The organism is Imtechella halotolerans, assembly GCF_028743515.2.
Lineage (GTDB): Bacteria > Bacteroidota > Bacteroidia > Flavobacteriales > Flavobacteriaceae > Imtechella > Imtechella halotolerans.
The window spans coordinates 5,001-28,821 of the sequence record NZ_CP117969.2 but is presented as its reverse complement, the minus strand read 5'-3'; the positions used below and the strand labels follow the sequence as shown (position 1 = coordinate 28,821).

General features: G+C 37.0%; 18 protein-coding genes, 2 tRNA genes and 2 rRNA genes (1 of these 22 running past the window's edge). 10 read left to right on the top strand and 12 right to left on the bottom strand.

The features are described from left to right. Window positions 1-56: 56 nt before the first annotated feature. From fbaA to rpe, 7 genes are all read left to right on the top strand, one after another. On the top strand, window positions 57-1,124 hold the full coding sequence (gene fbaA / locus PT603_RS00125; protein WP_008238518.1) for a class II fructose-bisphosphate aldolase: 1,068 nt from the start codon (window positions 57-59) through the stop codon (window positions 1,122-1,124). A gap of 66 nt (window positions 1,125-1,190) precedes the next feature. Then, window positions 1,191-2,045 (top strand): acetyl-CoA carboxylase, carboxyltransferase subunit beta, encoded by an 855-nt coding sequence (accD, locus tag PT603_RS00120; protein WP_008238520.1) that lies wholly within the window; start codon window positions 1,191-1,193, stop codon window positions 2,043-2,045. A 200-nt stretch (window positions 2,046-2,245) separates the two neighbouring features. Next, the gene (gene rpsO, locus PT603_RS00115) at window positions 2,246-2,515 is read left to right on the top strand and encodes a 30S ribosomal protein S15 (RefSeq protein WP_008238522.1); all 270 of its coding nucleotides are present in this window, start codon (window positions 2,246-2,248) and stop codon (window positions 2,513-2,515) included. 225 nt (window positions 2,516-2,740) lie between these two features. Further along, window positions 2,741-4,945, top strand: coding sequence for a polyribonucleotide nucleotidyltransferase (locus PT603_RS00110; protein ID WP_008238523.1), 2,205 nt, complete (start codon window positions 2,741-2,743; stop codon window positions 4,943-4,945). A 77-nt stretch (window positions 4,946-5,022) separates the two neighbouring features. Continuing rightward, a complete protein-coding gene (locus PT603_RS00105) occupies window positions 5,023-5,685 on the top strand; it encodes a carbonic anhydrase (protein WP_008238525.1) in 663 nt (220 codons plus the stop codon). Between the two features lie 89 nt (window positions 5,686-5,774). After that, window positions 5,775-6,638: a sigma-70 family RNA polymerase sigma factor gene (locus tag PT603_RS00100; RefSeq protein WP_008238527.1), complete on the top strand. Its 864-nt coding sequence runs from the start codon at window positions 5,775-5,777 to the stop codon at window positions 6,636-6,638. Between the two features lie 211 nt (window positions 6,639-6,849). After that, window positions 6,850-7,512 (top strand): ribulose-phosphate 3-epimerase, encoded by a 663-nt coding sequence (rpe, locus tag PT603_RS00095; protein WP_008238529.1) that lies wholly within the window; start codon window positions 6,850-6,852, stop codon window positions 7,510-7,512. A gap of 97 nt (window positions 7,513-7,609) precedes the next feature. On the opposite strand, the gene PT603_RS00090 is transcribed toward rpe, so the two are convergent. From PT603_RS00090 to PT603_RS00045, 10 genes are all read right to left on the bottom strand, one after another. After that, window positions 7,610-8,029 (bottom strand): CBS domain-containing protein, encoded by a 420-nt coding sequence (locus tag PT603_RS00090; protein WP_008238531.1) that lies wholly within the window; start codon window positions 8,027-8,029, stop codon window positions 7,610-7,612. Window positions 8,030-8,659: 630 nt separating this feature from the next. Further along, a tRNA-Val gene (locus PT603_RS00085) sits at window positions 8,660-8,734 on the bottom strand. Window positions 8,735-8,768: 34 nt separating this feature from the next. Further along, window positions 8,769-8,843, bottom strand: a tRNA-Val gene (locus tag PT603_RS00080). Between the two features lie 66 nt (window positions 8,844-8,909). After that, window positions 8,910-10,121 carry a bifunctional folylpolyglutamate synthase/dihydrofolate synthase gene (locus PT603_RS00075; protein WP_008238536.1) on the bottom strand — a complete coding sequence of 404 codons (1,212 nt, stop codon included), beginning with the start codon at window positions 10,119-10,121 and terminating at the stop codon, window positions 8,910-8,912. A gap of 15 nt (window positions 10,122-10,136) precedes the next feature. Further along, on the bottom strand, window positions 10,137-10,934 hold the full coding sequence (locus tag PT603_RS00070) for a hypothetical protein (RefSeq protein ID WP_008238538.1): 798 nt from the start codon (window positions 10,932-10,934) through the stop codon (window positions 10,137-10,139). 1 nt (window position 10,935) lies between these two features. Further along, window positions 10,936-11,322: an ExbD/TolR family protein gene (locus PT603_RS00065; protein ID WP_008238540.1), complete on the bottom strand. Its 387-nt coding sequence runs from the start codon at window positions 11,320-11,322 to the stop codon at window positions 10,936-10,938. Window positions 11,323-11,324: 2 nt separating this feature from the next. Then, window positions 11,325-12,014 carry a MotA/TolQ/ExbB proton channel family protein gene (locus PT603_RS00060; protein WP_008238543.1) on the bottom strand — a complete coding sequence of 230 codons (690 nt, stop codon included), beginning with the start codon at window positions 12,012-12,014 and terminating at the stop codon, window positions 11,325-11,327. 46 nt (window positions 12,015-12,060) lie between these two features. Further along, complete coding sequence (gene nhaD, locus PT603_RS00055; RefSeq protein ID WP_008238545.1) at window positions 12,061-13,470, bottom strand: sodium:proton antiporter NhaD; 1,410 nt, start codon at window positions 13,468-13,470, stop codon at window positions 12,061-12,063. Window positions 13,471-13,496: 26 nt separating this feature from the next. Further along, on the bottom strand, window positions 13,497-14,723 hold the full coding sequence (locus tag PT603_RS00050; protein WP_008238548.1) for a Glu/Leu/Phe/Val dehydrogenase dimerization domain-containing protein: 1,227 nt from the start codon (window positions 14,721-14,723) through the stop codon (window positions 13,497-13,499). 61 nt (window positions 14,724-14,784) lie between these two features. Further along, window positions 14,785-15,852 carry an anhydro-N-acetylmuramic acid kinase gene (locus tag PT603_RS00045; protein ID WP_008238550.1) on the bottom strand — a complete coding sequence of 356 codons (1,068 nt, stop codon included), beginning with the start codon at window positions 15,850-15,852 and terminating at the stop codon, window positions 14,785-14,787. Between the two features lie 92 nt (window positions 15,853-15,944). Here PT603_RS00045 and PT603_RS00040 point away from each other — a divergent pair, with 92 nt between their 5' ends. The 3 genes from PT603_RS00040 (at window position 15,945) to PT603_RS00030 (ending at window position 23,374) form a co-directional block, all read left to right on the top strand. Beyond that, complete coding sequence (locus PT603_RS00040; RefSeq protein WP_008238552.1) at window positions 15,945-17,087, top strand: acyl-CoA dehydrogenase; 1,143 nt, start codon at window positions 15,945-15,947, stop codon at window positions 17,085-17,087. Window positions 17,088-17,453: 366 nt separating this feature from the next. Beyond that, complete coding sequence (gene gltB, locus PT603_RS00035; RefSeq protein ID WP_008238554.1) at window positions 17,454-21,953, top strand: glutamate synthase large subunit; 4,500 nt, start codon at window positions 17,454-17,456, stop codon at window positions 21,951-21,953. A gap of 2 nt (window positions 21,954-21,955) precedes the next feature. Then, window positions 21,956-23,374, top strand: a complete 1,419-nt coding sequence (locus PT603_RS00030) for a glutamate synthase subunit beta (RefSeq protein ID WP_008238556.1) — start codon at window positions 21,956-21,958, stop codon at window positions 23,372-23,374. A gap of 97 nt (window positions 23,375-23,471) precedes the next feature. Here the strand turns inward: PT603_RS00030 and rrf are convergent. Together rrf and PT603_RS00020 are read right to left on the bottom strand one after the other, a co-directional pair. Continuing rightward, window positions 23,472-23,581, bottom strand: a 5S ribosomal RNA gene (rrf, locus tag PT603_RS00025). A gap of 77 nt (window positions 23,582-23,658) precedes the next feature. Further along, window positions 23,659-23,821, bottom strand: a 23S ribosomal RNA gene (locus PT603_RS00020); it runs 2,659 nt beyond the window's last position.

Below are 23,821 nucleotides of genomic sequence, written 5' to 3'. Positions count from 1 at the left end.
TAATTTTATTATTTTTGCCTTTCCAAACAATACAACTAAAATTTTAAAACAGAATCATGAGTCACAACATTAAACCGGGAGTAGCTACCGGAAAACAAGTTCAGGAAATATTCGCATACGCTAAAGAAAAAGGTTTTGCACTTCCAGCTGTAAATGCAGTTAGTTCTAACAGCATTAATGCTGTATTAGAAACTGCTGTAGCTGTAAATGCTCCTGTAATCATTCAGTTTTCAAATGGTGGAGCTCAGTTTGTAGCAGGAAAAGGCCTATCAAATCAAAATCAAAATGCTGCAATTCAAGGAGCAGTTGCGGGTGCAAAACATGTTCACCAATTAGCGGAGGCCTATGGTGCAACAGTTATTCTTCATACAGATCATTGTGCTAAAAATCTTCTTCCATGGATAGATGGATTGTTAGATGCAAGTGAAAAGCATTTTTCAGAAACAGGAAAACCACTTTTCAGTTCTCATATGATTGACCTTTCTGAAGAACCAATCGAAGAAAATATTGAACTTTGCAAAGAGTACCTTAAGCGAATGAGTAAAATGGGAATGACCCTAGAAATTGAGCTTGGTATAACAGGTGGAGAGGAAGACGGTGTTGACAACAGTGACGTTGATTCATCTAAACTATACACCCAACCTGAAGAGGTAGCATATGCTTATGAAGAACTTATGAAGGTTAGCCCTCAGTTTACTATTGCTGCTGCTTTTGGAAATGTACACGGAGTATACAAACCAGGAAACGTAAAACTTACTCCAAAAATCCTTAAAAACTCACAAGAATATATTTCTCAAAGATACAATGTCCCTCACAATACTATTGACTTTGTATTCCATGGTGGATCAGGTTCAACTGTTGAGGAAATAAGAGAAGCTATTAGTTACGGAGTTATCAAAATGAATATTGATACTGATTTGCAATATGCTTTTTTAGAAGGTATTCGTGATTATATTCAAGATAAAGGAGCTTACCTACAAGGACAAATAGGAAATCCTGAAGGAGAAGATGCTCCAAATAAAAAATACTACGATCCTCGCGTATGGCTACGTGAAGGAGAAAAAACTTTCATCACGCGTTTGAAAAAAGCGTTTGAGGATCTAAATAACGTAAACACATTATAAAAATAGTTCTCAGTGAATACGGCATTCTATTTTGCCGTATTCATTTTCAACTTCTAACTCAGATATATGGCTTGGTTTAAACGTAAAGAAAAAGGGATACAAACTGCGACCGAACAGAAAAAAGACACTCCTAAAGGATTGTGGTACAAATCCCCAACCGGAAAAATTGTAGAAGCCGAAGAATTGGCAAGAAACTATTATGTAAGCCCGGAAGACGATTACCATGTACGAATAGGTAGTAAAGAATATTTTGAAATCCTTTTTGACGACAACAAATTCAAAGAGTTTGATAAAAATCTCACCTCCAAGGACCCCCTTAACTTCGAGGACACCAAAAAATATGTAGATCGTCTTAAAGAAGCCGAAAACAAAACTGGATTAAAAGACGCAGTTCGAACTGCCGTAGGAAAATCGAAAGGAAAAGACCTAGTAATTGCCTGTATGGATTTCGCATTTATTGGGGGATCAATGGGAAGTGTTGTAGGTGAAAAAATTGCTCGTGCAATAGACTACTCCATTACGCATCGTATTCCATTCCTTATGATTTCAAAGTCCGGAGGAGCACGTATGATGGAAGCTGCACTTTCACTAATGCAACTTGCAAAAACTTCCGCTAAATTAGCACAGCTTTCAGATGCAGGCATTCCATATATTTCTTTATGTACAGACCCAACAACTGGAGGAACAACTGCTTCCTATGCCATGCTTGGTGATATCAATATTGCGGAACCAGGAGCACTAATCGGTTTTGCTGGACCACGCGTTGTAAAAGAGGCTACAGGAAAAGACCTCCCTGAGGGTTTCCAAACATCTGAGTTTGTTCTTGAACATGGTTTCTTAGATTTCATTGTTCATCGAAGAGATTTAAAAAATAAGGTAAATCAATACATCGACTTGATTAACAATCAACCGATGAGATAAAACAGTCACTTATATAAAAGTCCTTCCTAATAAAACATGAAGGACTTTTTTGTTTTTAAACATTACAAATAGAATTAGACAGCTGAAATACAAAGACATAATTAAAACAACATCTCTATTTATCAATTCAAAAAAAGTATTATCTTTGCGCCCTGATAGAGCACCTATCAATACATAAAAATCATTAAAAAAATATTGGCATGTATTTAACTAAAGAAGTAAAAGCAGACATTTTTGCTAAACACGGTGGAGCAGCATCTAACACAGGTTCTGCAGAAGGACAAATTGCCCTTTTTTCACACAGAATTAGTCATTTAACTGAGCACTTGAAAAGAAATCGTAAAGATTACAATACAGAGCGTGCATTGGTTAAATTGGTAGGTAAAAGAAGAAGCCTACTCGATTATTTGAAGAACAAAGATATCAATAGATATCGTGCTATCATCAAAGAATTAGGATTAAGAAAGTAATAGAAAAGAGGCTTCGTGCCTCTTTTTTTTATTGATAATCTGCACAGAATCACCTTATTTTCTGCGGATTGAACACCTCTAGCGAAGTCAAGCCTCGGCGAGATAGCAGCATAAAAAGCTTACAACTATTTAGTTTTTCATTGGGTAACACAACAACAACAACAACACAACCACCGATTCGTCCGGTTAAGACGGAACCCATTGTTTAATTAATTAACAAAAAGTATGATTCCTGAAGTAAAAAAAGAAATTATTGACTTAGGGGATGGTCGCACCATTTCCATAGAAACAGGAAAATTAGCCAAACAAGCCGATGGCTCAGTGGTTGTTCGCATGGGGAATGCCATGCTTCTAGCAACGGTCGTATCTGCACGTTCTGCTAGTCCTGGTATTGATTTTCTGCCGCTTACGGTAGATTATCGTGAAAAATTTGCGGCTGCAGGCCGTTTCCCTGGTGGTTTTTTTAAACGTGAAGCTAGACCAAGTGATCAAGAGGTACTAACCATGCGTTTGGTTGACCGTGTTTTGCGCCCTCTATTTCCTAAAGATTATCACGCCGAGACACAGGTAATGATTCAATTGATGTCTCATGATGACAATGTAATGCCAGATGCACTTGCTGGACTGGCGGCTTCTGCAGCTATTGCTATATCGGATATTCCTTTTGAATGTCCTATTTCAGAGGTACGTGTAGGTCGTATAGATGGTCAATACATTATTAATCCAAGCCGTGCTCAACTAGAACAATCAGATATTGACATTATGGTTGGAGCCTCTCTTGACTTTGTAGCTATGGTTGAGGGTGAATGCCACGAAATTTCTGAAAAAGAAATGGCTGATGCCATAAAGGTTGCACACGAAGCCATCAAAATTCAAATTGAAGCACAGAAACGCTTAGTAGATAAAGTAGGCATCAAAGAAACTCGTTCCTACGAAGCAGAAAAAGAAAATCAAGAAATGGCACAAAAAATTCATGACTTTGCTTATGAAAAATGTTATGCCATTGCAAAAGAAGACACCTCCAAACAAGAACGCGGTGAAAAATTCGCCGAAGTTCGTGAAGCTTGTGTAGAATTATTCACAGAAGAAGAGCTTGAAGCAGACGGAGATTTAATTAGTAAATATTTTAATAAAGCTCAGAAGGAAGCTGTTCGTAATCTTATCCTAGACGAAAACATTCGTTTGGATGGAAGAAAAACGACTGACATACGTCCTATTTGGTGCGAGGTAGATTACTTACCTTCCACTCATGGTTCATCAATTTTTACTCGTGGTGAAACACAAGCTTTGGCAACTGTAACCTTAGGAACTTCACGTGAATCCAATGTAATTGACCTTCCTACTGAACAAGGAGAAGAAAGATTCTATCTTCATTATAACTTCCCTCCTTTTTCTACAGGTGAAGCTAAACCTTTAAGAGGTACATCAAGAAGAGAAGTTGGTCATGGAAACTTAGCACAACGTGCACTTAAAAATATGATTCCAGCTGATTGCCCTTATACTGTAAGAGTTGTTTCAGAGGTATTAGAATCAAACGGATCATCTTCAATGGCTACTGTATGCGCAGGAACAATGGCCTTATTAGATGCTGGGGTTCAAATGAAAAAGCCAGTATCCGGTATTGCCATGGGATTGATCACTGATGGAGAAAAATACGCAGTACTTTCTGATATTTTAGGAGATGAAGATCATTTAGGTGATATGGACTTTAAAGTTACGGGTACTGAAAACGGAATTACTGCATGCCAAATGGATATCAAGATAAAAGGCTTGTCATACGAAATACTTGAGAAGGCCCTTAATCAGGCTAAAGAAGGACGTATGCATATCCTAAATAAGCTTATCGAAACCATTCCTGCTGCTGCGGAAAATGTTAAATCACACGCTCCAAAGATCATCAAAATGGAGATCCCTAAAGAACTTATTGGTGCCTTTATTGGTCCAGGTGGAAAAAACATTCAAGGAGTTCAAGCGGAAACTGGAACCACTATAGTTATTGAAGAAGTAGGTAATGTTGGGGTTGTAGAAATTTTAGGTGTAAGCCCTGAGGGTATTGAAAAAGCAATTGCAGCTGTTAAAGCGTGTACTTTTGAGCCAAAAGAAGGAGAAACGTACACAGTTAAAGTTACCAAGGTTTTAGATTTCGGTGCTGTAGTTGAATTTGTCCCTGGTAAAGATTCCTTATTGCATATTTCTGAAATGGCCTGGGAACGCACCAATAATGTTACCGACATTGTTAAAGAAGGTGATATTATTGAAGTTAAATACATAGGTCTAGATCCTAAAACCAAAAAACCAAAGGTGTCACGTAAAGCACTTCTTCCAAAACCAGAAGGCTATATAGAGCGACCTCCTCGTGAGGACAAACCTAGAGATAACAGACGTGATGACCGTCGAAGAGATGATAAAGACAGAAAACCTAGAAACTAAACTATCATCAAAATATAATTCACATAACGCTTTCAATATAAATATATTGGAAGCGTTATTTTTTAAAACTAATTACTATGAACGACCCGCTTTATCAAAATGTATTTAAAAACAACGCCGAATGGGCAGCACAGAAAAAAAAGTCTAATCCAGATTTTTTTTCCCATCTAGCGACACAACAAACCCCTGAAATCCTGTACATTGGCTGCAGCGACTCCAGAGTAAGTGCAGAAGAAATGACTGGGGCACAACCTGGACAAATGTTTGTTCACCGCAATATTGCAAATGTAGTATCAAATGCAGATATGAATATAATGAGTGTCATTGAATACGCAGTTGCTCACCTTCATGTCAAACATGTAGTTGTGTGTGGCCACTACGGCTGTGGCGGTGTCATGGCAGCTTTGCAACCTAAAGACTTAGGTATTCTCAATCCTTGGTTAAGAAATATTAGAGACGTCTATCGTCTGCATAAAAAAGAGCTGGATGCTATTATTAATGACGATCAAAAATACAAACGGCTCGTAGAGCTTAATACAGAAGAGCAATGTTTCAATGTCATCAAGACTGCGGTAATCCAAAAGCATTACCTAAATCATGGATATCCTAAGGTTCACGGTTGGGTCTTTGATCTACACAATGGTAGTCTAATAGACTTAAAAATTGATTTTGAAGCCAAATTAAAGACTATTCAAGAACTATACGACCTGGGCCATTTCCCAAATAATTCAACTAACTAAAAAATAATTAAATCTTTTTGTAACATTTTCCTCCTTTGGCACGTATAATATATTCAAGCATACAATTATTATCCTAAGGAGGAATCTACATGAGACAACTTAAAATTACCAAACAGGTTACCAACAGAGAAACCGCATCCCTTGACAAGTATTTACAGGAAATTGGAAAAGTTGACTTAATCACCGCAGATGAAGAGGTAGAATTGGCACAACGCATTAAAGCGGGAGACCAGCGCGCATTGGAAAAACTCACCAAGGCCAATCTACGTTTCGTTGTATCGGTTGCTAAGCAATACCAAAACCAAGGACTAACCCTACCTGACTTGATTAACGAAGGAAATCTTGGACTTATCAAAGCAGCACAACGCTTTGACGAGACACGTGGTTTTAAATTTATATCCTACGCAGTTTGGTGGATTCGTCAATCAATACTTCAGGCATTAGCTGAACAATCACGTATTGTTCGTCTTCCACTGAACAAAATTGGTTCGATCAACAAAATCAACAAAACCTATGCATTCCTTGAGCAGGCTCACGAGCGCACACCTTCAGCAGAAGAAATAGCAAAAGAGCTAGACATGACAGTTAATGATGTAAAAGAGTCTATGAAAAACTCCGGCCGTCACGTTTCTATGGATGCACCACTTGTGGAAGGAGAAGACTCCAACCTTTATGACGTTTTACGTAGTGGAGAATCACCAAATCCCGATCGTGAACTTTTACACGAATCGCTTCGTACCGAAATTGAGCGAGCTCTAGAAACCCTTACTCCAAGAGAAGCTGACGTAATTCGTCTCTATTTTGGACTAGGAGATCAACATCCGATGACTTTAGAAGAAATAGGAGAAACCTTTGACCTTACCCGAGAACGTGTGAGACAAATCAAAGAAAAAGCTATTCGTCGTTTAAAGCACACTTCTAGAAGCAAAATCCTTAAGACATACTTGGGGTAAGTTTTATTAGGACTTTCAAATCTTTTTTGTATTTTGTACCTTCGTACAAACAAAAGGACTACAAATGTATTTACGATAGTAACAGTTTATCATAACTGTTCGTTTTTTGATTGATGAATGAACTCCGGCTGATTACCGGAGTTTTTTCTTTGCTATAGGTTACTTTCACTCAAAGAACAAAATAGTATCTTTGCAAAAACAACACTAATAAATGAAATCTAAACTTATAGCTCCCTCGGTACTTGCTGCCGATTTTGCCAATTTACAACGCGATATTGAAATGGTCAACCAAAGTGATGCCGATTGGTTTCATATTGACATAATGGATGGTGTATTTGTACCTAACATTTCTTTTGGCATGCCTGTACTACAAGCCATCAGCAAACATGCAAAAAAAACGATTGATGTACATCTTATGATTATCGATCCTGATCGATATATTAAGACATTTGCAGAGTTAGGAGCCAATATACTTACTGTGCATTATGAGGCTTGCACACACCTTCACCGCACACTACAAGCAATAAAAGCTGAAGGAATGCAAGCAGGTGTGGCCCTAAACCCACATACGCCAGTTTCCTTACTTGTAGATGTAATTAAAGACATCGATTTGGTATGTATAATGAGTGTAAACCCTGGATTTGGCGGGCAATCCTTTATAGAGAACACCTATAAAAAAGTAACTGAACTTAAAAAACTAATTACAGAGAATAACGCTTCAACAAAAATCGAAATTGACGGCGGTGTTACTGTTAAAAATGCCCAACAATTAACCGCTGCAGGAGCAGATGTGCTTGTTGCAGGAAGTTTTGTATTTAACAGCGAAAATCCGATCTCTACAATTTCAGATTTAAAAAAAGTGGCCAATAGTTAATTAGGAAACTAACTACATACAAGAAGGCACGCTAAAAAGCGTGCCTTCCATTTACACAAATTTTAAACAAAACACCTATCTACTTCATTATTTTAATTCAATATTGGGCCAATAAATACTTAATAAGATCTGTCGTAGTCACAATTCCAACCAAATCACCATTATCTACTACTGGCAATGCATGAAACTCTCTCTTAGATAAAATTTCAGCGACTTCTTTCACTGTTGCTTCTGAAGAAATCACCTCTGGAGTTTTAGCCATTACCTGAGGGACAGTAAACATATCATAAACAATACTTCCTACAGTGTCATCATCTTCATCAACCACATCCGCATAACTAATTCGGAGTAGATCAGTATAACTTAAAATACCAACAATTTTTTTTCCACTGACCACAGGTAAATGCCGTATTTTATGTTTTTTAAATAGCTTCTCTGCTTTATATAGGTCATCCGTAAGGTTGAGCAATATCAACTCGGTAGTCATAATCTGTGAGATAGGTACACGCTGTTTCATGACAATTCATTTTTAATAATTCTCTTATATAAATTTCGTCACTTTTACCAACAGTAATAATGACATATATCAGTAAATCGAAAATTAAAAATGAAACAATCGATACGAAAGAAATAGATTACAAAATAATTATGCTATTTTTGAACAATAACAAAACAAAAATGGATCATCTTAAGGCAAAAAAGTTAATTGAAAACCCCATAGTAAATATAATTTTCATTCTATTTACAGCATGCCTTTCTTGGCTTATTATTGTTATAGACAATCACAATAAAAGTATGGGAGAAGTATTACTTTATTTTTTTATCCCTCTCATCATAGGACTTCTAACAATTATTACTTATGTAATTGCATTGATTATATCTAAAAGAAAAGCTTGGATAACAACGGTCGTCGGTTGTCTAATTAATCTTATTTTATGTCTTCATTTGGCATGATTGACTATTCAATAATTAACGCTGACATCAAACTATTTAAAAGTCAATTCAGAGGGGTTAGAAACATAGAATTCTTCCTATATAGATTGACCAAAATATTTGCGTAAACACAACATTTAGTCTTGATCCCTAGTTAGTACCATGCACGGCACACTACTATAAAAAAACCCGACAATAAATGTCGGGTTTTTTGTGGGCCCTACTGGATTCGAACCAGTGACCCCCTGCTTGTAAGGCAGGTGCTCTGAACCAGCTGAGCTAAGAGCCCAATAAACAATAAAAGAGAATCTTTTTCAAGATTGTGGGCCCTACTGGATTCGAACCAGTGACCCCCTGCTTGTAAGGCAGGTGCTCTGAACCAGCTGAGCTAAGAGCCCTTATTGCTTATTGCGGATGCAAATATAGAATAGTTTTTTTAGCCTGCAAAAATAAAAACAAAAAAATTACACGATTTCTGCTACCACAAAAGTGCTTCCTCCAATATACACTAAATCTCCTGGTAATGCTTTTTCCAAAGCCTTCTCGTAGCCTACTGATACCGAATTACATACCTCACCATGCAACCCAAACAAGGCTGCTTTGTCACGTAAAAGTTCTGCAGACAAACCTCGCTCAATTGATGGCTTGCAGAAAAAATAATGGGCATTTTTCGGAAAAAGAGGGAGTATTTCATCAATATTTTTATCCTTCACAAAACCAATTACCATATAAAGTTGATCATAAACCTCATTGGTAAGCTGCCTCATCACATAGGTAAGACCATCTAAATTATGAGCTGTATCACAAATAACTTTAGGAATTTCATTTAGCTGTTGCCATCGCCCTAATAAACCAGTATTTTTTACAGTATTTAGAAATCCTTGCTGAATAGCTTCAAAAGAAATATTAAAACCTTCTAAACACTTTAAAGTAGCCAACACACCCTTCTTGTTCTGTTCTTGATAAAACCCTTTAAGATCTGATGTAAACACCTCATCTACTATTTGACTTGCGAAAACAATTGGCGCTTCTCTTTCTTTAGCGACAGTCATAAACACCTCAGCAGTTTCCCTTTGATATTCACTAATAACAACAGGCACCTTATATTTAATAATTCCAGCCTTTTCATATGCAATTTGCGCCAAAGTACTCCCTAAAATATCTGTATGATCCCATCCTATGTTGGTTATAAGACTTACCTCCGGGGTTATAATATTAGTAGAATCTAAGCGCCCTCCTAGACCAACTTCAACAATGGCAATATCAACTTTAGCATAAGCAAAATAAGCAAAAGCCATTCCGACAGTCATCTCAAAAAAAGACAAACTCTCTTTAGATAAAAAAGATTTGTGCTCATTAATAAAATCAACCACGAAGGATTCAGGAACCTCACTCCCATTCACCTTAATACGCTCTCTAAAATCACGTAAATGAGGAGAAGTATACAATCCTACCTTATACCCTTCTTCTTGTAAAATGGATGCAAGCATATGACTAGAGGATCCTTTTCCGTTAGTGCCAGCAACATGTATACATTTAAATTGTTGATGTGGTTGCCCTAAACGAGCACTTAACAAAAGGATATTATCTAGTTTATGCTTGAGAGCTTTCGCACCTTGCATTTGGTACATTGGAAGTTGATTAAACATCCAGGTTACCGTTTCTTGATAAGTCATAAAAAACTAACTGAATTATTGCCCTAATCTGAAGTTGATTTCAATAAAACCTATTTGTCGATTTGGTGCATTACTGTCAAAGTTCCATTTATGCATGAAGGCTGTACGCCTTGCAGGTTCTAACAAACAAGGATGGTTGTTGGTTGTACCGCGAACACCAGGGGTTGCACTTATTACATTACCATTTTTGTCAACCTCAATCTGTACTACTACCCTCCCAGCCTCATTGCAATCTTGAGTCACCTTTCCGCTCTTGGTCAAGCTACGACCATTAAGTCCCCAACCATTTCCCCCAGTTCCAGATCCAGGAGATCCATAATAACTATTGGCATATGGGTTTCCTTCAGTACTTCCTTTATCACCAGCAACTGAGTCGGTTCCTTCACTACCTGTTGCCTTTCCATCACTTTTGGTAGCATTTAATATACTAGACAGAGCATCTGTAGTTTCTTTGGATGGCTTTGGTTTCTCAACTGGCTTTTTAACCTCCTCTTTTGGAGGTGTTTTTACAACACTCTCCTTTTTTGACGGAATTACAACGGACTCTTCATTTTCAGCCGTTAAAACCTCCTCTTGAGTCTTAACTGCCTTTTGAGGAGCCGATTCTGTTTTGGGAGCTGATTTTATTTTTTCAAGTGGCTGATCATTTCCCATTCCAAATTCTGTAGTTCCAAAATTAATTGCAATACCATTTTCTATAGGTGGATCTAGATATGACAACCCTATATAAAACATCACTAACAGCAACATGCTCAGTAAAAACACAGTTACTGTTAGTGATTTTCTTTTGTATTTGGTATCTATTAAACTCATCTTAATTTGGTCGTACTGCCAAAATTACCTTGAAGTTGTTTTGATTAGCAATATCCATCACAGTAACTGCTTTTTCAATTGCAACACTCTCCTCAACACGCAAAATAATGGTTGGCGTCTCTTTTCCTTGTAATGCCTGTTGTAATTCTTGTTCTAAATCCTCAGGCTGTATTGGTTTATTGTCCAAAAAATATGCCAAGTCTTTGTTGATACTAACAGAAACATTTTGCGTATTGGTTGACTTACCTTTCGCCTTAGGCAATAAAAGATCCAATGCATTAGGTGTATTAGCCGTTAACATAAAAAACACTAATAACAGAAATACAATATCTGTCATTGAAGACATACTAAATTCAGGACTTACCTTATTTCTACCTTTTAACTTCATGGTTAAATAGGTTCGTTTAACATATCCAAAAATTCCACCGCGTTGGCCTCCATTTGATGAACTACTTTATCAGTCTTAACTACCAAATGATTATAACCAATGTAAGCGATAATTCCCACTACAAGTCCGGCAACTGTAGTTGTCATGGCGGTGTAAATACCACTTGCCAACATTCCCATTTCAGCTTGTCCTCCACTACTTGCCATTTGATGGAAAGCAATAATCATACCGATAACAGTTCCTAAAAATCCAATCATAGGAGCCGCTCCGGCTACAGTAGCCAGAATACTTACATTTTTTTCAAGCTTATACACTTCCAAGGTTCCAGCATTTTCTATTGCCTTATTAATGTCCTCTAATGGCTTACCAATCCTGGATATTCCTTTCTCAGTAAGACGTGCAACTGGAGAATCAGTTTGGGCACAAAGTAGACGCGCTGCTTCTAATTTTCCATTAGAGACATGATCTTTAATTTGATACATAAACGTTTTATCAATCTTGGAAGCTGCTTTAATAGCAAACAGTCTTTCAAAATAAATAAACAATGCTACGGCTAGCAATACAAATAATACCCCGATAATGACAATACTTCCGGTTCCTCCGTTTACGATTAAGTCAACTACCGATAGGGTTTTTTCTTCAGATAAGATTTCAGGAGCTAGTTCTTCAATTGGTTCTTGGAATAATCCCATAGTCTAAGTGTTAGTTTTGGTTAATAACGATAAATGGTTCTTAAAATTATGTATTCAGCACCAAATTTCTGATGAGTACAAAAACAATTGCGCCAGATAGGAATCCTATGAACGCCAACCATGCTATTTTTTTAAGATACCAAAAAAAGTCAATCTTTTCCATCCCCATAGCCACTACTCCAGCAGCTGAACCAATAATTAACATACTTCCACCTGTCCCAGCAGAATAGGCAATAAAATGCCAAACAGGATCGTCAATAGGAGCTGAAAACATACCGATACTAGCTGCTACCAAAGGCACATTATCAATGACCGCTGACCCCACTCCTAAAAACAAAATTACTAAATCAGAAATAGCAGTAGTATGTATATCTTCCGTTCCCAACATTGGCATGTGTGCATTCAGACTACCGGCAAAATTAAATAGTAATCCTAAAGACTCAAGTGCTGCTACCGCCATCAAAATCCCTAAGAAAAATAAAATACTAGGCAATTCAATTTTGGAAAGAGATTTATGAACAGGGCTATGGTATGCATGCTCCTTTCCATGAACCATCGACATAGCAAATCGCTTGCGACTGAACATTTCGGCAAACGTTGCGACAACAGCCAACGAAAGCATCATCCCCACATAGGGAGGCAAATGTGTAACTGTTTTAAAAATAGGGACAAAAATAATCGCACCAAGACCTAAATAAAACATAGTAGCTGCATATTTATTACCACCATGAGTTCCTTCGATGGATTCTGACTCAGATTCTCCTTCAACATTCCCCCTAAAAATTTTCATACGAGAAGCAATAAAGGTAGGTACTGCATAACAAATAATAGAAGGCAATAACACGTGATCAATTAAAGGCATCACACTTACCTTCTTAGCAATCCAAAGCATGGTTGTCGTTACGTCTCCAATTGGAGACCATGCACCACCAGCATTAGCAGCAATTACTATTAGTCCAGCAAACCAAAGTCGTAATTCTTTTTCATTTACCACCTTTTGTAAAATGGTAATTAAAACAATTGTTGCAGTAAGATTATCAATAATTGCAGATAATGCGAAACCTAAGAAGGTAAAAATCCACAATAATTTTTGTTTGCTTTTTGTTTTGATAAATCCTTTAATTGTAGAAAAACCATCAAAATAATCAATAATCTCTACTATCGTCATAGCTCCCAAGAGAAAGACTAATATTTCAGCAGTTTTTCCAAGATGATGCAATAAGGTCTCTTCCATCATGTGCATTTTCTCTTCACCTGAAAATGATGAAAAGCCCTCCATAAGTGAATGCTTTGCAGAATCAAACCACGTTGTAAAGTCACCTATTCCAAATGCAATAAGGGCCCACAATATGGCCATCATTGCTAACGCAGGAATAAGTTTATCAATTTTCAAGCTATGTTCCAGCGCTATTCCGAGGTATCCTAAAATAAATACCAGTACTAAGATTGTTTCCATTAGGAGTGTATATGTTTAATTCTTAACTATACTAATTGTTTTAGTGCTATCTCAAAGGCAGAACTACTGATGTCTGTTTTGGAAGCACTACGTTTAAAGGTATTTTGCAAAGCACGCTTAATTGTCAATGAGGTATCTTCAAAAATTGCTTCATCTGTCATGGTTACACGACGTTCCATAAAATAAGCAAAAACGCGTGCCATACCACAGTTTGATATAAAATCTGGAATAAGACTAACACGCTTATCAGTAAATTCCATAATAGGACCAAAGAATATTTCCTTATCTGCAAAAGGCACATTAGCACCGCATGAAATCACTTCTAAACCAGTATCCATCAAAGTAGATATTTGCTCCTGAGTCACTAATCTTGAAGCTGCACATGGAGCAAAAATTTCAGCAGACAATTTCCACAATCGTTCATTCATTTCCTCAAAAGGAATCATAGACGATTCTGAAAGGTTATTTCCCTTTTTATTTAAATAAAATGATTTGATCTCTTCGAATGAAAATCCTTCTTCATTGATTACACCACCAGTAACATCAATGATTCCAACTATTTTAGCGCCCATTTGAGATAAATAATAGGCTGCTGCTGCACCCACATTACCAAAACCTTGGACTATCGCTTTTTTACCTACCACAGTTCCCCCATAAATATCATAATAATGACGAACTGCTTCTGCAACACCATAGCCAGTAATCATATCCGCTACGGTGTATTTCCGATTCACATCAGGAGAAAAAGAGGTATCTTCAATCACTTTTATCACTCCTTGTCTTAACTGACCAATTCTATTAATTTTGTCAGCTTCTGTCGGCTTAAAATGTCCATTAAAAACGCCTTCTTGTGGATGCCACACACCACAATCTTCAGTAATAGGAATGACCTCATGAATTTCATCTACATTTAAATCACCTCCAGTGCCATAATAACTTTTCAGTAATGGAGAAACCGCCTTAAACCAACGCTCCAAAACTCCTTTTTTACGAGGATCTTTAGGATCAAAATTAATTCCAGATTTCGCTCCACCAATAGCAGGCCCAGAAACTGTAAACTTAACTTCCATAGTTTTGGCAAGAGAAAGCACTTCATTCATATCCAGCCCTTTTCGCATTCGAGTTCCACCACCTGCAGCTCCTCCTCTCAAGGAATTAATCACAGTCCAACCTTCAGCTTCGGTTTCTGAATCTTTCCAATTAAATACTATTTCAGGTAATTTATTTTCGTATTGTTTTAATAGATCTTTCATTATTTCATTAAAAATTTCATAATGCACAAATATAAAAAATTGATTACTCCTAGTGCCCTTTTTAGTCAATTTTAAACGGGTAAATTTCCCCCGAACTATGATCCATTTTAGCACCTGTAACACTTTGTAAACAATTGGTTTCTTGACGCATTTTAAGTACCCCTAATAAACCAAACACTAAGGCTTCCTTATAATCTACAATCAACCTTTCTGGCCGAATAAAACAAGCCTTCACTTCGGACCGAAATTCATGCATCAAAAATGTATTATGAGCCCCTCCTCCTGTTACTAAAATAGAAGTACCTGGCTTTACAACATTTGACACCTGAGTCACTATATGGCCCACAAAGGTGCGCAACACATCTATTTCAGATAGTTTGTATTTAGAAATCAATGGTAAAACCTTTTCCTGAACCCATTCAAGACCTAGGGATTTTGGCGGGAGCTTAGAATAGTATGAAAGCTCGTTTAGAGACGAAAGTAATTTTACATGTAAAGCACCTGATGCTGCCCAAGCGCCATCTTTATCAAATGGCTGCCCTAATTTTTCAGCAAACATATTCATCACAATATTAACGGGACAAATATCAAAGGCTATTCGTCTACATTCAATTTCAGATGAAATATTAGCAAATCCCCCCAAATTTAGACAATACTCATAGGTACCAAAAAGCATTCGGTCACCTATTGGAACCAAAGGCGCACCTTGTCCACCTAGTTTCACATCCTGTTTTCTAAAATCACAAACTACCGTTTGCATTAACAAACTAGAAAGTTCTGGTAAATTCCCTATTTGATAGGTTATTCCATTTTCAGGCTGATGTAAAACCGTGTGCCCATGAGAACACACAGCATCCAAAACTACTATGTTTTTTCTTTGAATAAAATCCGCTATAATCTTGGATAGATAATGAGTATATGTTTTATCTAAAATCTGAAGTTTCTCTTGCGATAAAGCAACACTATTCCTTAATTGTTCCTTCCAATATAATGGATAAGGTATTGTCTCAGCTTCAATAATTTCAAATTGCCAGCCTTTACCACTATCAAAACGACAGTAGGCCAAATCTACCCCATCTAATGACGTTCCAGACATCACCCCAATTACATGATATACATCCTGATTCATAGTGCTAAAATTAGCAATTCTCTACGGATAATACCGATTAAAAAAGTATCTTTGAAAATTGAAAAAAACTAACAATTACGAAACAAAACGTTATGGATTTTACACTCTCAGAAGAACATTTAATGATACAGAGCGCAGCTCGTGAGTTTGCTAAAAATGAACTCCTACCGGGCGTTATTGAGCGTGATGAACATCAAAAATTCCCAACAGAACAAATTAAGAAGATGGGGGAACTCGGCTTTTTAGGCATGATGGTAGACCCAAAATATGGTGGCGGTGGTATGGACACCCTGTCTTACGCAATCGCCATGGAAGAAATTTCAAAAATTGACGCTTCCGCATCCGTAGTAATGTCTGTAAACAACTCTTTAGTTTGCTGGGGACTTGAAACATACGGCTCAGAAGAACAAAAACAAAAGTATTTGACACGGCTTGCTTCTGGAGAAATCATAGGAGCTTTTTGCTTATCCGAACCGGAAGCAGGAAGTGATGCTACTTCGCAAAAAACAACTGCAATTGATAAAGGTGACCACTATATTCTTAATGGCACAAAAAACTGGATTACTAATGGTGGTACAGCTGATGTGTATCTAGTAATTGCTCAAACCTATCCCGAAAAAGGTCATAAAGGAATAAATGCCCTAATTGTAGAAAAAGGCATGCCTGGTTTCGAAATTGGACCTAAAGAACAAAAATTGGGTATTAGAGGAAGTGATACACATTCTTTAATGTTTACAGATGTTAAAGTCCCTAAAGAAAATAGAATCGGAGAAGATGGCTTTGGATTTACATTTGCAATGAAAACATTAGCAGGGGGACGTATAGGAATTGCATCCCAAGCATTAGGTATAGCCGCTGGAGCATATGAATTGGCAAAAGAGTATTCAAAAGTACGCAAAGCTTTCGGAACTGAAATTTGCAATCACCAAGCTATCGCGTTTAAATTGGCTGATATGGCTACACAAATTACCGCAGCTAGACTTCTAGTTTATAAAGCAGCTCGTGACAAAGACAATCATGAAAATTACGATTTAAGTGGAGCTATGGCAAAATTATATGCTTCTCAAGTAGCAATGGACACAACAATTGAAGCTGTTCAGATTCATGGAGGAAATGGATATGTCAAGGAATATCATGTTGAGCGATTAATGCGCGATGCAAAAATCACACAGATATACGAGGGAACATCAGAAATTCAAAAAATTGTAATATCAAGAGCCGTTTTGAAGGATTAAAGTAATCATCTCTTACTTGCAATAACAACGACCTTTTTCAATAATTCGAAAAGGTCGTTTTTTTTACACCCCCTTCAAAAATTTAAAATTATTAAAAATAATAGCCCTAAAACAAATACACCCCTATTAAAAACATAAAATAATCCACAAAATGTTTCGATAAACAAAACAACACCCCCTATTTAAGACAATTTACAGCGATTCAATTAGATGATTTTATCAATTTAATAAAATACAAGGAATACTTTGTGGTAATTACATTTTTTATACTTATTTTTTTAATTCATTACATTTCTTTCAAACATTTATTCGATTAGCAATTTTTAATTAACCAAAACATCTACTTTAGTTAAAAAAATGCAATAAATGTTAAAGGAAAAAGGACTTTATAGAGACACATTTGAACATGATGCTTGTGGTATTGGCTTCATTGTACAAATAGATGGTGAGGCTAGCCATCAATTAGTTCAAGATGGCATAAAAATGCTCGAAAACATGGAGCATCGAGGAGGAACAGGAATCGATTCTTGTTCCGGAGACGGAGCAGGAATTCTCACTCAAATCCCTGATTCTTATTTCAGAAATCAGCTTGTAGGTATTGGAATTGAACTCCCAAAACCAGGGACATATGGTGTTGGAATGTTATTTATGCCGAAGGATAAAACACTTAGATCACGATTTCGAAACGATATAAACGAACAACTAGAGGCTCACAATTTTGAATTATTGGGTTACCGAACAGTACCTGTTAATAACAGAACTTTAGGAAAAACGCCTAAAGAGAATGAACCTAACATCGAACAATTATTTGTAAGCCATCAGGTATTACAAGAAAATGACACCGAATTAGAAAGACAACTTTATGTTCTACGAAAAGCAATTAGCAAAACAATCCATACTAAATACAATATTTCAGACGAGGGATTTTATATTGCTTCTTTATCTTCTAAAACTATTGTTTACAAGGGCCAATTAACCACCTTTCAGCTTAAAGAATACTATAAAGATCTTACTCACCCATTATTTACATCACGCATTATTCTAATTCATTCCCGATTTTCCACCAATACATTTCCTAAATGGCATCTAGCTCAACCATTCCGGTTTTTAGCTCATAATGGAGAAATTAACACCATACAAGGAAACGTAAATTGGATGCAATCATTTCAACATCATCTTGAATCCTCGTATTTCTCCCCTAAGGACATCGATATTCTAAATCCAATTGTAAATCACAAAAACTCAGATTCTGCCAATTTAGACAACATGCTAGAGTTACTGTACCATGGAGGCAGAAGTCTTTCAAACAGCATGATGATGCTTATACCCGAGGCCTGGCAGGAAGATACACTAATGAATCCTCAGAAGAAAGCGTTTTATCAATATCATTCATCACTTATTGAACCTTGGGATGGGCCGGCGTCTTTGTGTTTTACTAACGGCGATATAGTTGGAGCAACCTTAGATCGAAATGGACTCCGTCCCTCCCGATATTGCTTTACCAAGGATGGCCGAATCATTCTATCATCTGAAGCAGGAGCGCTACCCGTTAGGGAAGAAAACATTACAAAAAAAGGTAGATTAGAGCCTGGTAAAATTTTCTTAATTAACTTACAAAAGGGAGAATTCATTGAGGATAGTAAAGTAAAAGATATGATTGTCTCCCAAAAACCATATTCTCAATGGATTCAAAATAATGAAATTGATATAAATACACTTCCATCCAAAAACTTGTCTTACCAAATTGATACCTCAGAAATCACTCAAAAACAACAACTCTTTGGATATACAGAGGAAGATATTTATCGTAACCTGATAGCTACTATTCATGATGGAAAAGAGCCTATTGGTTCTATGGGTGCTGACACCCCATTGGCTATTCTATCTGAAAAGCCACAACATCTTAGCAACTATTTTAAACAGCATTTTGCACAAGTAAGCAATCCACCAATAGACCCTCTTCGTGAACGAGTAATGATGTCACTTCGAACTAGCATAGGGAGATCCTTTAATATTCTTTCAACAACTCCAGCGCATTGCAAGCAAATAACATTTTCACACCCCATAATTACCAATCAACAGCTTGAAAAAATAAGACAAATTGATCACACCAATTTTCGTTGCAAGCAAATTAATGCCCTTTTTAATGCAGATGGTAAACCAGGAAGACTTCAAGAAGCCTTGATCAATTTATGCAAAGAAGCAGATAAGGCAATATTAGACGAAGGTATAAATATTCTCATTATTTCAGATAGAGAAGCTAGCAACACATTTGCTCCAATACCTTCATTACTTGCAGTTGGAGCAATTCATCATCATCTTACTCGAAACAAACTTCGTGTTCGTACAGGACTGGCAGTAGAAGCAGGCGATGTGATGGAATCTCATCACTTTGCCACTCTCATTGGATATGGGGCAAATATTGTAAATCCCTACTTGACTTTTGCGAGTATCGATTACTTAACCTCCCAAAGAAAAAATAATGTTAAGAGTGAAAAGGCCTATGAGAACTATATAAAGTCTGTAAACGACGGACTTCTCAAGATATTCTCTAAAATGGGAATTTCCACATTACAATCCTACCATGGAGCACAAATATTTGAAGCCTTAGGTATTCATAATGATGTCATTGAATATGCCTTTACGGGAACTGTTTCTCGAATAAATGGATTAAGTTTCGATGATATCGCTAAAGAAATACTTACTAAGCATCAATATGCCTATAATGACAAATCACTTCACTTAGAAACCGGAGGTGTTTTTCAATGGAAAACGGACGGAGAAAGACATTTGTTCAGCCCTGAAGCTATCCATTTATTACAACAATCCGCTTGGAAAAATGATTACCAACAATACAAACAATTTTCAAGGCTTGTAGATGACTCTTCCCGTATTTCACTACGCAGTTTGTTAGAATTCCGAAAAAGAATTTCAATTCCATTGGAGGAAGTAGAACCGGTAACTAGCATTCTAAAAAGATTTTCCACAGGAGCCATGTCGTTTGGCTCATTGTCTTGGGAAGCGCATACCTCACTTGCTATAGCAATGAACCGCATAGGAGGAAGATCGAATTCAGGAGAAGGTGGAGAAGATAAAAAAAGGTACACCAAATTAGATAATGGAGATTCCATGCGATCTGAGATTAAGCAAGTTGCTTCAGGGCGGTTTGGCGTCACTATAGAATATCTTACAGAAGCTTCAGAAATACAGATAAAAATAGCTCAAGGAGCTAAACCGGGAGAAGGCGGTCAGCTTCCTGGATATAAAGTTGATGAATGGATAGCAAATGTTCGTCATGCAACACCAGGAGTTAGTTTAATTTCACCACCCCCTCATCATGATATATATTCTATTGAGGACTTAGCTCAACTAATATATGACTTAAAATCTGCAAACCCTTCAGCAAGAATAAACGTAAAACTGGTTTCCAAGGCAGGCGTGGGAACAATAGCTGCTGGTGTAGCCAAAGCAAAAGCTGAAGCTATTATGATATCTGGTTTTGATGGAGGAACTGGTGCTTCCCCAATAGGCTCTATTCAACATGCTGGATTGCCTTGGGAACTTGGTCTAGCCGAAACAAATCAAACCCTAGTCATGAATGGACTAAGAGATCGTGTAGTACTTCAAACTGATGGACAATTGCGTACTGCAAGAGATATCGCAATAGCCACTTTATTAGGAGCAGAAGAATGGAGCATTTCAACTGCTGCTCTCATTACCCAGGGTTGTATTATGATGCGCAAATGTCACACCAACACTTGTCCTGTTGGTATTGCAACACAAAACAAAACCTTAAGAGAATTTTTTAAAGGGAATCCCGCATATGTAATTAATTACTTCAGTCATATTGCTAATGAACTTCGCGAAATAATGGCGCAACTTGGTTTTAAAACCATAGATGAAATGGTTGGTCAATCCCAAGTTTTAAAAATCAATAATTCCATTGAATTTTGGAAGCTCAAGAATCTTGATCTCTCCGCATTAATTTATAAAGCGGAAAATATTCACAATATCGTAAATCACTCATTCACATGTCAAGCATTTGACTTAGAGGGTAGTTTGAATCAACGTATTGTCAATGAGCTGTACCCATTACTCTGCACTGAAGATAGCATAGAGAAACAATACAGGATTTACAACCTAGATCGAGCCGTAGGAAGTACATTGTCACATTACTATACTAGATTTAAGAAAGATAGCAAGAGAAGGCCAAACCTAGTACTAAAGTTTACCGGATCAGCAGGGCAAAGTTTCGGTGCATTTGCGTGTGAAAATATGACTTTGCAATTAACAGGTGAAGCCAACGACTATTTCGGAAAAGGGCTTTCTGGAGGTACATTAATTATTAAAAAACACAACGATGCCACATTCAAAGCACATGAAAACTCAATTATTGGTAATGTAGCTTTATACGGAGCGACTTCAGGTAACGCCTTTATAAATGGCCAAGCGGGAGAACGATTTTGTGTTCGTAATTCTGGGGCTGATGTTGTGGTAGAAGGAATAGGTGCTCATGGTTGCGAATATATGACTGGTGGTAGTGTTATCATTCTAGGAAATATTGGGCGTAATTTTGCCGCTGGAATGAGTGGAGGAATTGCCTATGTGTTAAACAATAATGACATAACCCAACTAATAAATACAGAATTAGTTCTTATTGAAGCCCTTACGGCTGAAGATATTTTATTTGTAAAAAGCCAACTCCAAGCACATAGTAAGCATACCCAAAGTGAATTGGCCAGTTCAGTTATCAACCAATGGAATAAGCATTTACCTAAATGGATTAAAATAATTCCAACCGAATATAAAAAAGCGATTGAACTAAAAGCCGTTCAATCAAAAGATATAATTCTTCAAACTCATTAATTATGGCAACTTTAGACGGATTTATCAAATACAGTAGACAATCGGCAAAAGCCGAATCGCCAAATGACCGAATATCACACTTTAATGAATTTTACACCCCTTATACTGAGCAAACATTAACCCAACAGACAGCACGTTGTATGGACTGCGGTGTTCCATTTTGCCACTATAAATGCCCATTAGAAAATAATATTCCAGATTTTAATCAGGCTGCACACGAAGGGCGTTGGGAAGATGCATATACTATTTTAACCAAAACAAACCCCTTTCCGGAATTTACAGGAAGAATATGCCCGGCACCCTGCGAACAAGGCTGTGTCCTAGGTATTAACAGTGAGGCAGTAACTATTGAAGAAATTGAGAAAACTATAGCAGAAAAGGCTTTTGAATTATCTTATGTTAAAGCAAAAAAACCTACAAAGTATAACGGAAAGAAAATTGCTATTATTGGATCAGGACCAGCTGGCCTTTCAGCAGCACATTATTTAAACCAAGCAGGATATACTATAACAGTATATGAAAAAGACAAAAAGTTAGGAGGATTATTACGATATGGCATCCCAGATTTTAAACTAGAAAAGAAATATATTGAACGTAGAATTCAAATATTGATTAAGGAAGGAATACACTTCATAACGGAGACGGAAGTAGGCAAAGATATAGAGTTTGACATGCTTGAAAAAAACTATGACGCCATCATTCTTGCAATTGGAGCCCAAAAACCAAGGTCTTATGATATAGAAAGCAAGAATATCATTGGAGTTCATTACGCAATGGAATACTTAACTCAAGCAAATAGAATCGTGTCAAAAGAACAAAAATTATCAAAAATTAATGTAAAAGGGAAACACGTCGTTGTCATTGGCGGAGGAGATACAGGATCAGACTGTATCGGAACAGCCAACAGAGAAGGGGCTCTTAGTATAACCCAATTAGACTATCATAATAAACCCCCCTTAATACGTTCAGAAAAAACTCCTTGGCCCATGGATGCGGTAGTATATCAAGAAAGTACTTCACATCAAGAGGGATGTAACAGAATATTTAAATCATTTGCCACCCATTTAAATACTGAAAAAAATCAGCTTGTATCGATCAGCATTTCAGAAGTAGAGATAAAAAATGATGTAAATGGTACTAAAACCAAGCAGAAAATACCAAATACTTCAAGGACAATTCCTTGTGACATACTATTTATAGCCATTGGCTTTACAGGTCCAAAGATACACCCTAGCCTTAAAAAAATAGACTTCAAACGAGTTTCATTTAATTCAAAAGAATACGTTACCAACGATTCGAAATATTATCTTCTTGGGGATGCACGAATTGGCCAATCACTTGTAGTTAATGCTCTAGCAGAAGGTAGAAATATAGTTAACGAAATAGATAGAAAATTAAACCTTGATAGGGCCGACTTATAAATAGTCGGCTTCTATTAGGAAATCTTCCCTACACTATTGAAGAAGTTGTTGTGGTGTATAAACAACAAAAGCCCGTCTTAAAGACGAGCTTTTATAAAGAAGGCGGCGACATACTCTCCCACCGGATGGCAGTACCATCTGCGCTAATGGGCTTAACTACTCTGTTCGGAAAGGTAAGAGGTGAGCCCCATTGCTATAACCACCTTAAATCGATACATGCACTTGGCACGTGATAGGTTAACATATTGAGATAAATAAGAATACTAAACGAAAAAGAAAGTGTGTGCAATAAGCCTACGGGTTATTAGTACTACTCGGCTATGACATTACTGCCTTTACACCTGTAGCCTATCAACGTGGTCATCTCCCACGACCCTTTAAAGAAATCTCATCTTGTGGCGGGTTTCGCGCTTATATGCTTTCAGCGCTTATCCCATCCCAACGTAG

Coding starts and splice junctions, on each gene's coding strand:
- PT603_RS00040 (WP_008238552.1), top strand. CDS start 15,945: ATGGATTTTACACTCTCAGAAGAACATTTAATGATACAGAGCGCAGCT.
- rpsO (WP_008238522.1), top strand. CDS start 2,246: ATGTATTTAACTAAAGAAGTAAAAGCAGACATTTTTGCTAAACACGGT.
- PT603_RS00075 (WP_008238536.1), bottom strand. CDS start 10,121: ATGACTTATCAAGAAACGGTAACCTGGATGTTTAATCAACTTCCAATG.
- PT603_RS00050 (WP_008238548.1), bottom strand. CDS start 14,723: ATGAAAGATCTATTAAAACAATACGAAAATAAATTACCTGAAATAGTA.
- PT603_RS00060 (WP_008238543.1), bottom strand. CDS start 12,014: ATGGGATTATTCCAAGAACCAATTGAAGAACTAGCTCCTGAAATCTTA.
- PT603_RS00105 (WP_008238525.1), top strand. CDS start 5,023: ATGAACGACCCGCTTTATCAAAATGTATTTAAAAACAACGCCGAATGG.
- nhaD (WP_008238545.1), bottom strand. CDS start 13,470: ATGGAAACAATCTTAGTACTGGTATTTATTTTAGGATACCTCGGAATA.
- PT603_RS00100 (WP_008238527.1), top strand. CDS start 5,775: ATGAGACAACTTAAAATTACCAAACAGGTTACCAACAGAGAAACCGCA.
- PT603_RS00110 (WP_008238523.1), top strand. CDS start 2,741: ATGATTCCTGAAGTAAAAAAAGAAATTATTGACTTAGGGGATGGTCGC.
- fbaA (WP_008238518.1), top strand. CDS start 57: ATGAGTCACAACATTAAACCGGGAGTAGCTACCGGAAAACAAGTTCAG.
- PT603_RS00090 (WP_008238531.1), bottom strand. CDS start 8,029: ATGAAACAGCGTGTACCTATCTCACAGATTATGACTACCGAGTTGATA.
- gltB (WP_008238554.1), top strand. CDS start 17,454: ATGTTAAAGGAAAAAGGACTTTATAGAGACACATTTGAACATGATGCT.
- accD (WP_008238520.1), top strand. CDS start 1,191: ATGGCTTGGTTTAAACGTAAAGAAAAAGGGATACAAACTGCGACCGAA.
- rpe (WP_008238529.1), top strand. CDS start 6,850: ATGAAATCTAAACTTATAGCTCCCTCGGTACTTGCTGCCGATTTTGCC.
- PT603_RS00030 (WP_008238556.1), top strand. CDS start 21,956: ATGGCAACTTTAGACGGATTTATCAAATACAGTAGACAATCGGCAAAA.
- PT603_RS00070 (WP_008238538.1), bottom strand. CDS start 10,934: ATGAGTTTAATAGATACCAAATACAAAAGAAAATCACTAACAGTAACT.
- PT603_RS00065 (WP_008238540.1), bottom strand. CDS start 11,322: ATGAAGTTAAAAGGTAGAAATAAGGTAAGTCCTGAATTTAGTATGTCT.
- PT603_RS00045 (WP_008238550.1), bottom strand. CDS start 15,852: ATGAATCAGGATGTATATCATGTAATTGGGGTGATGTCTGGAACGTCA.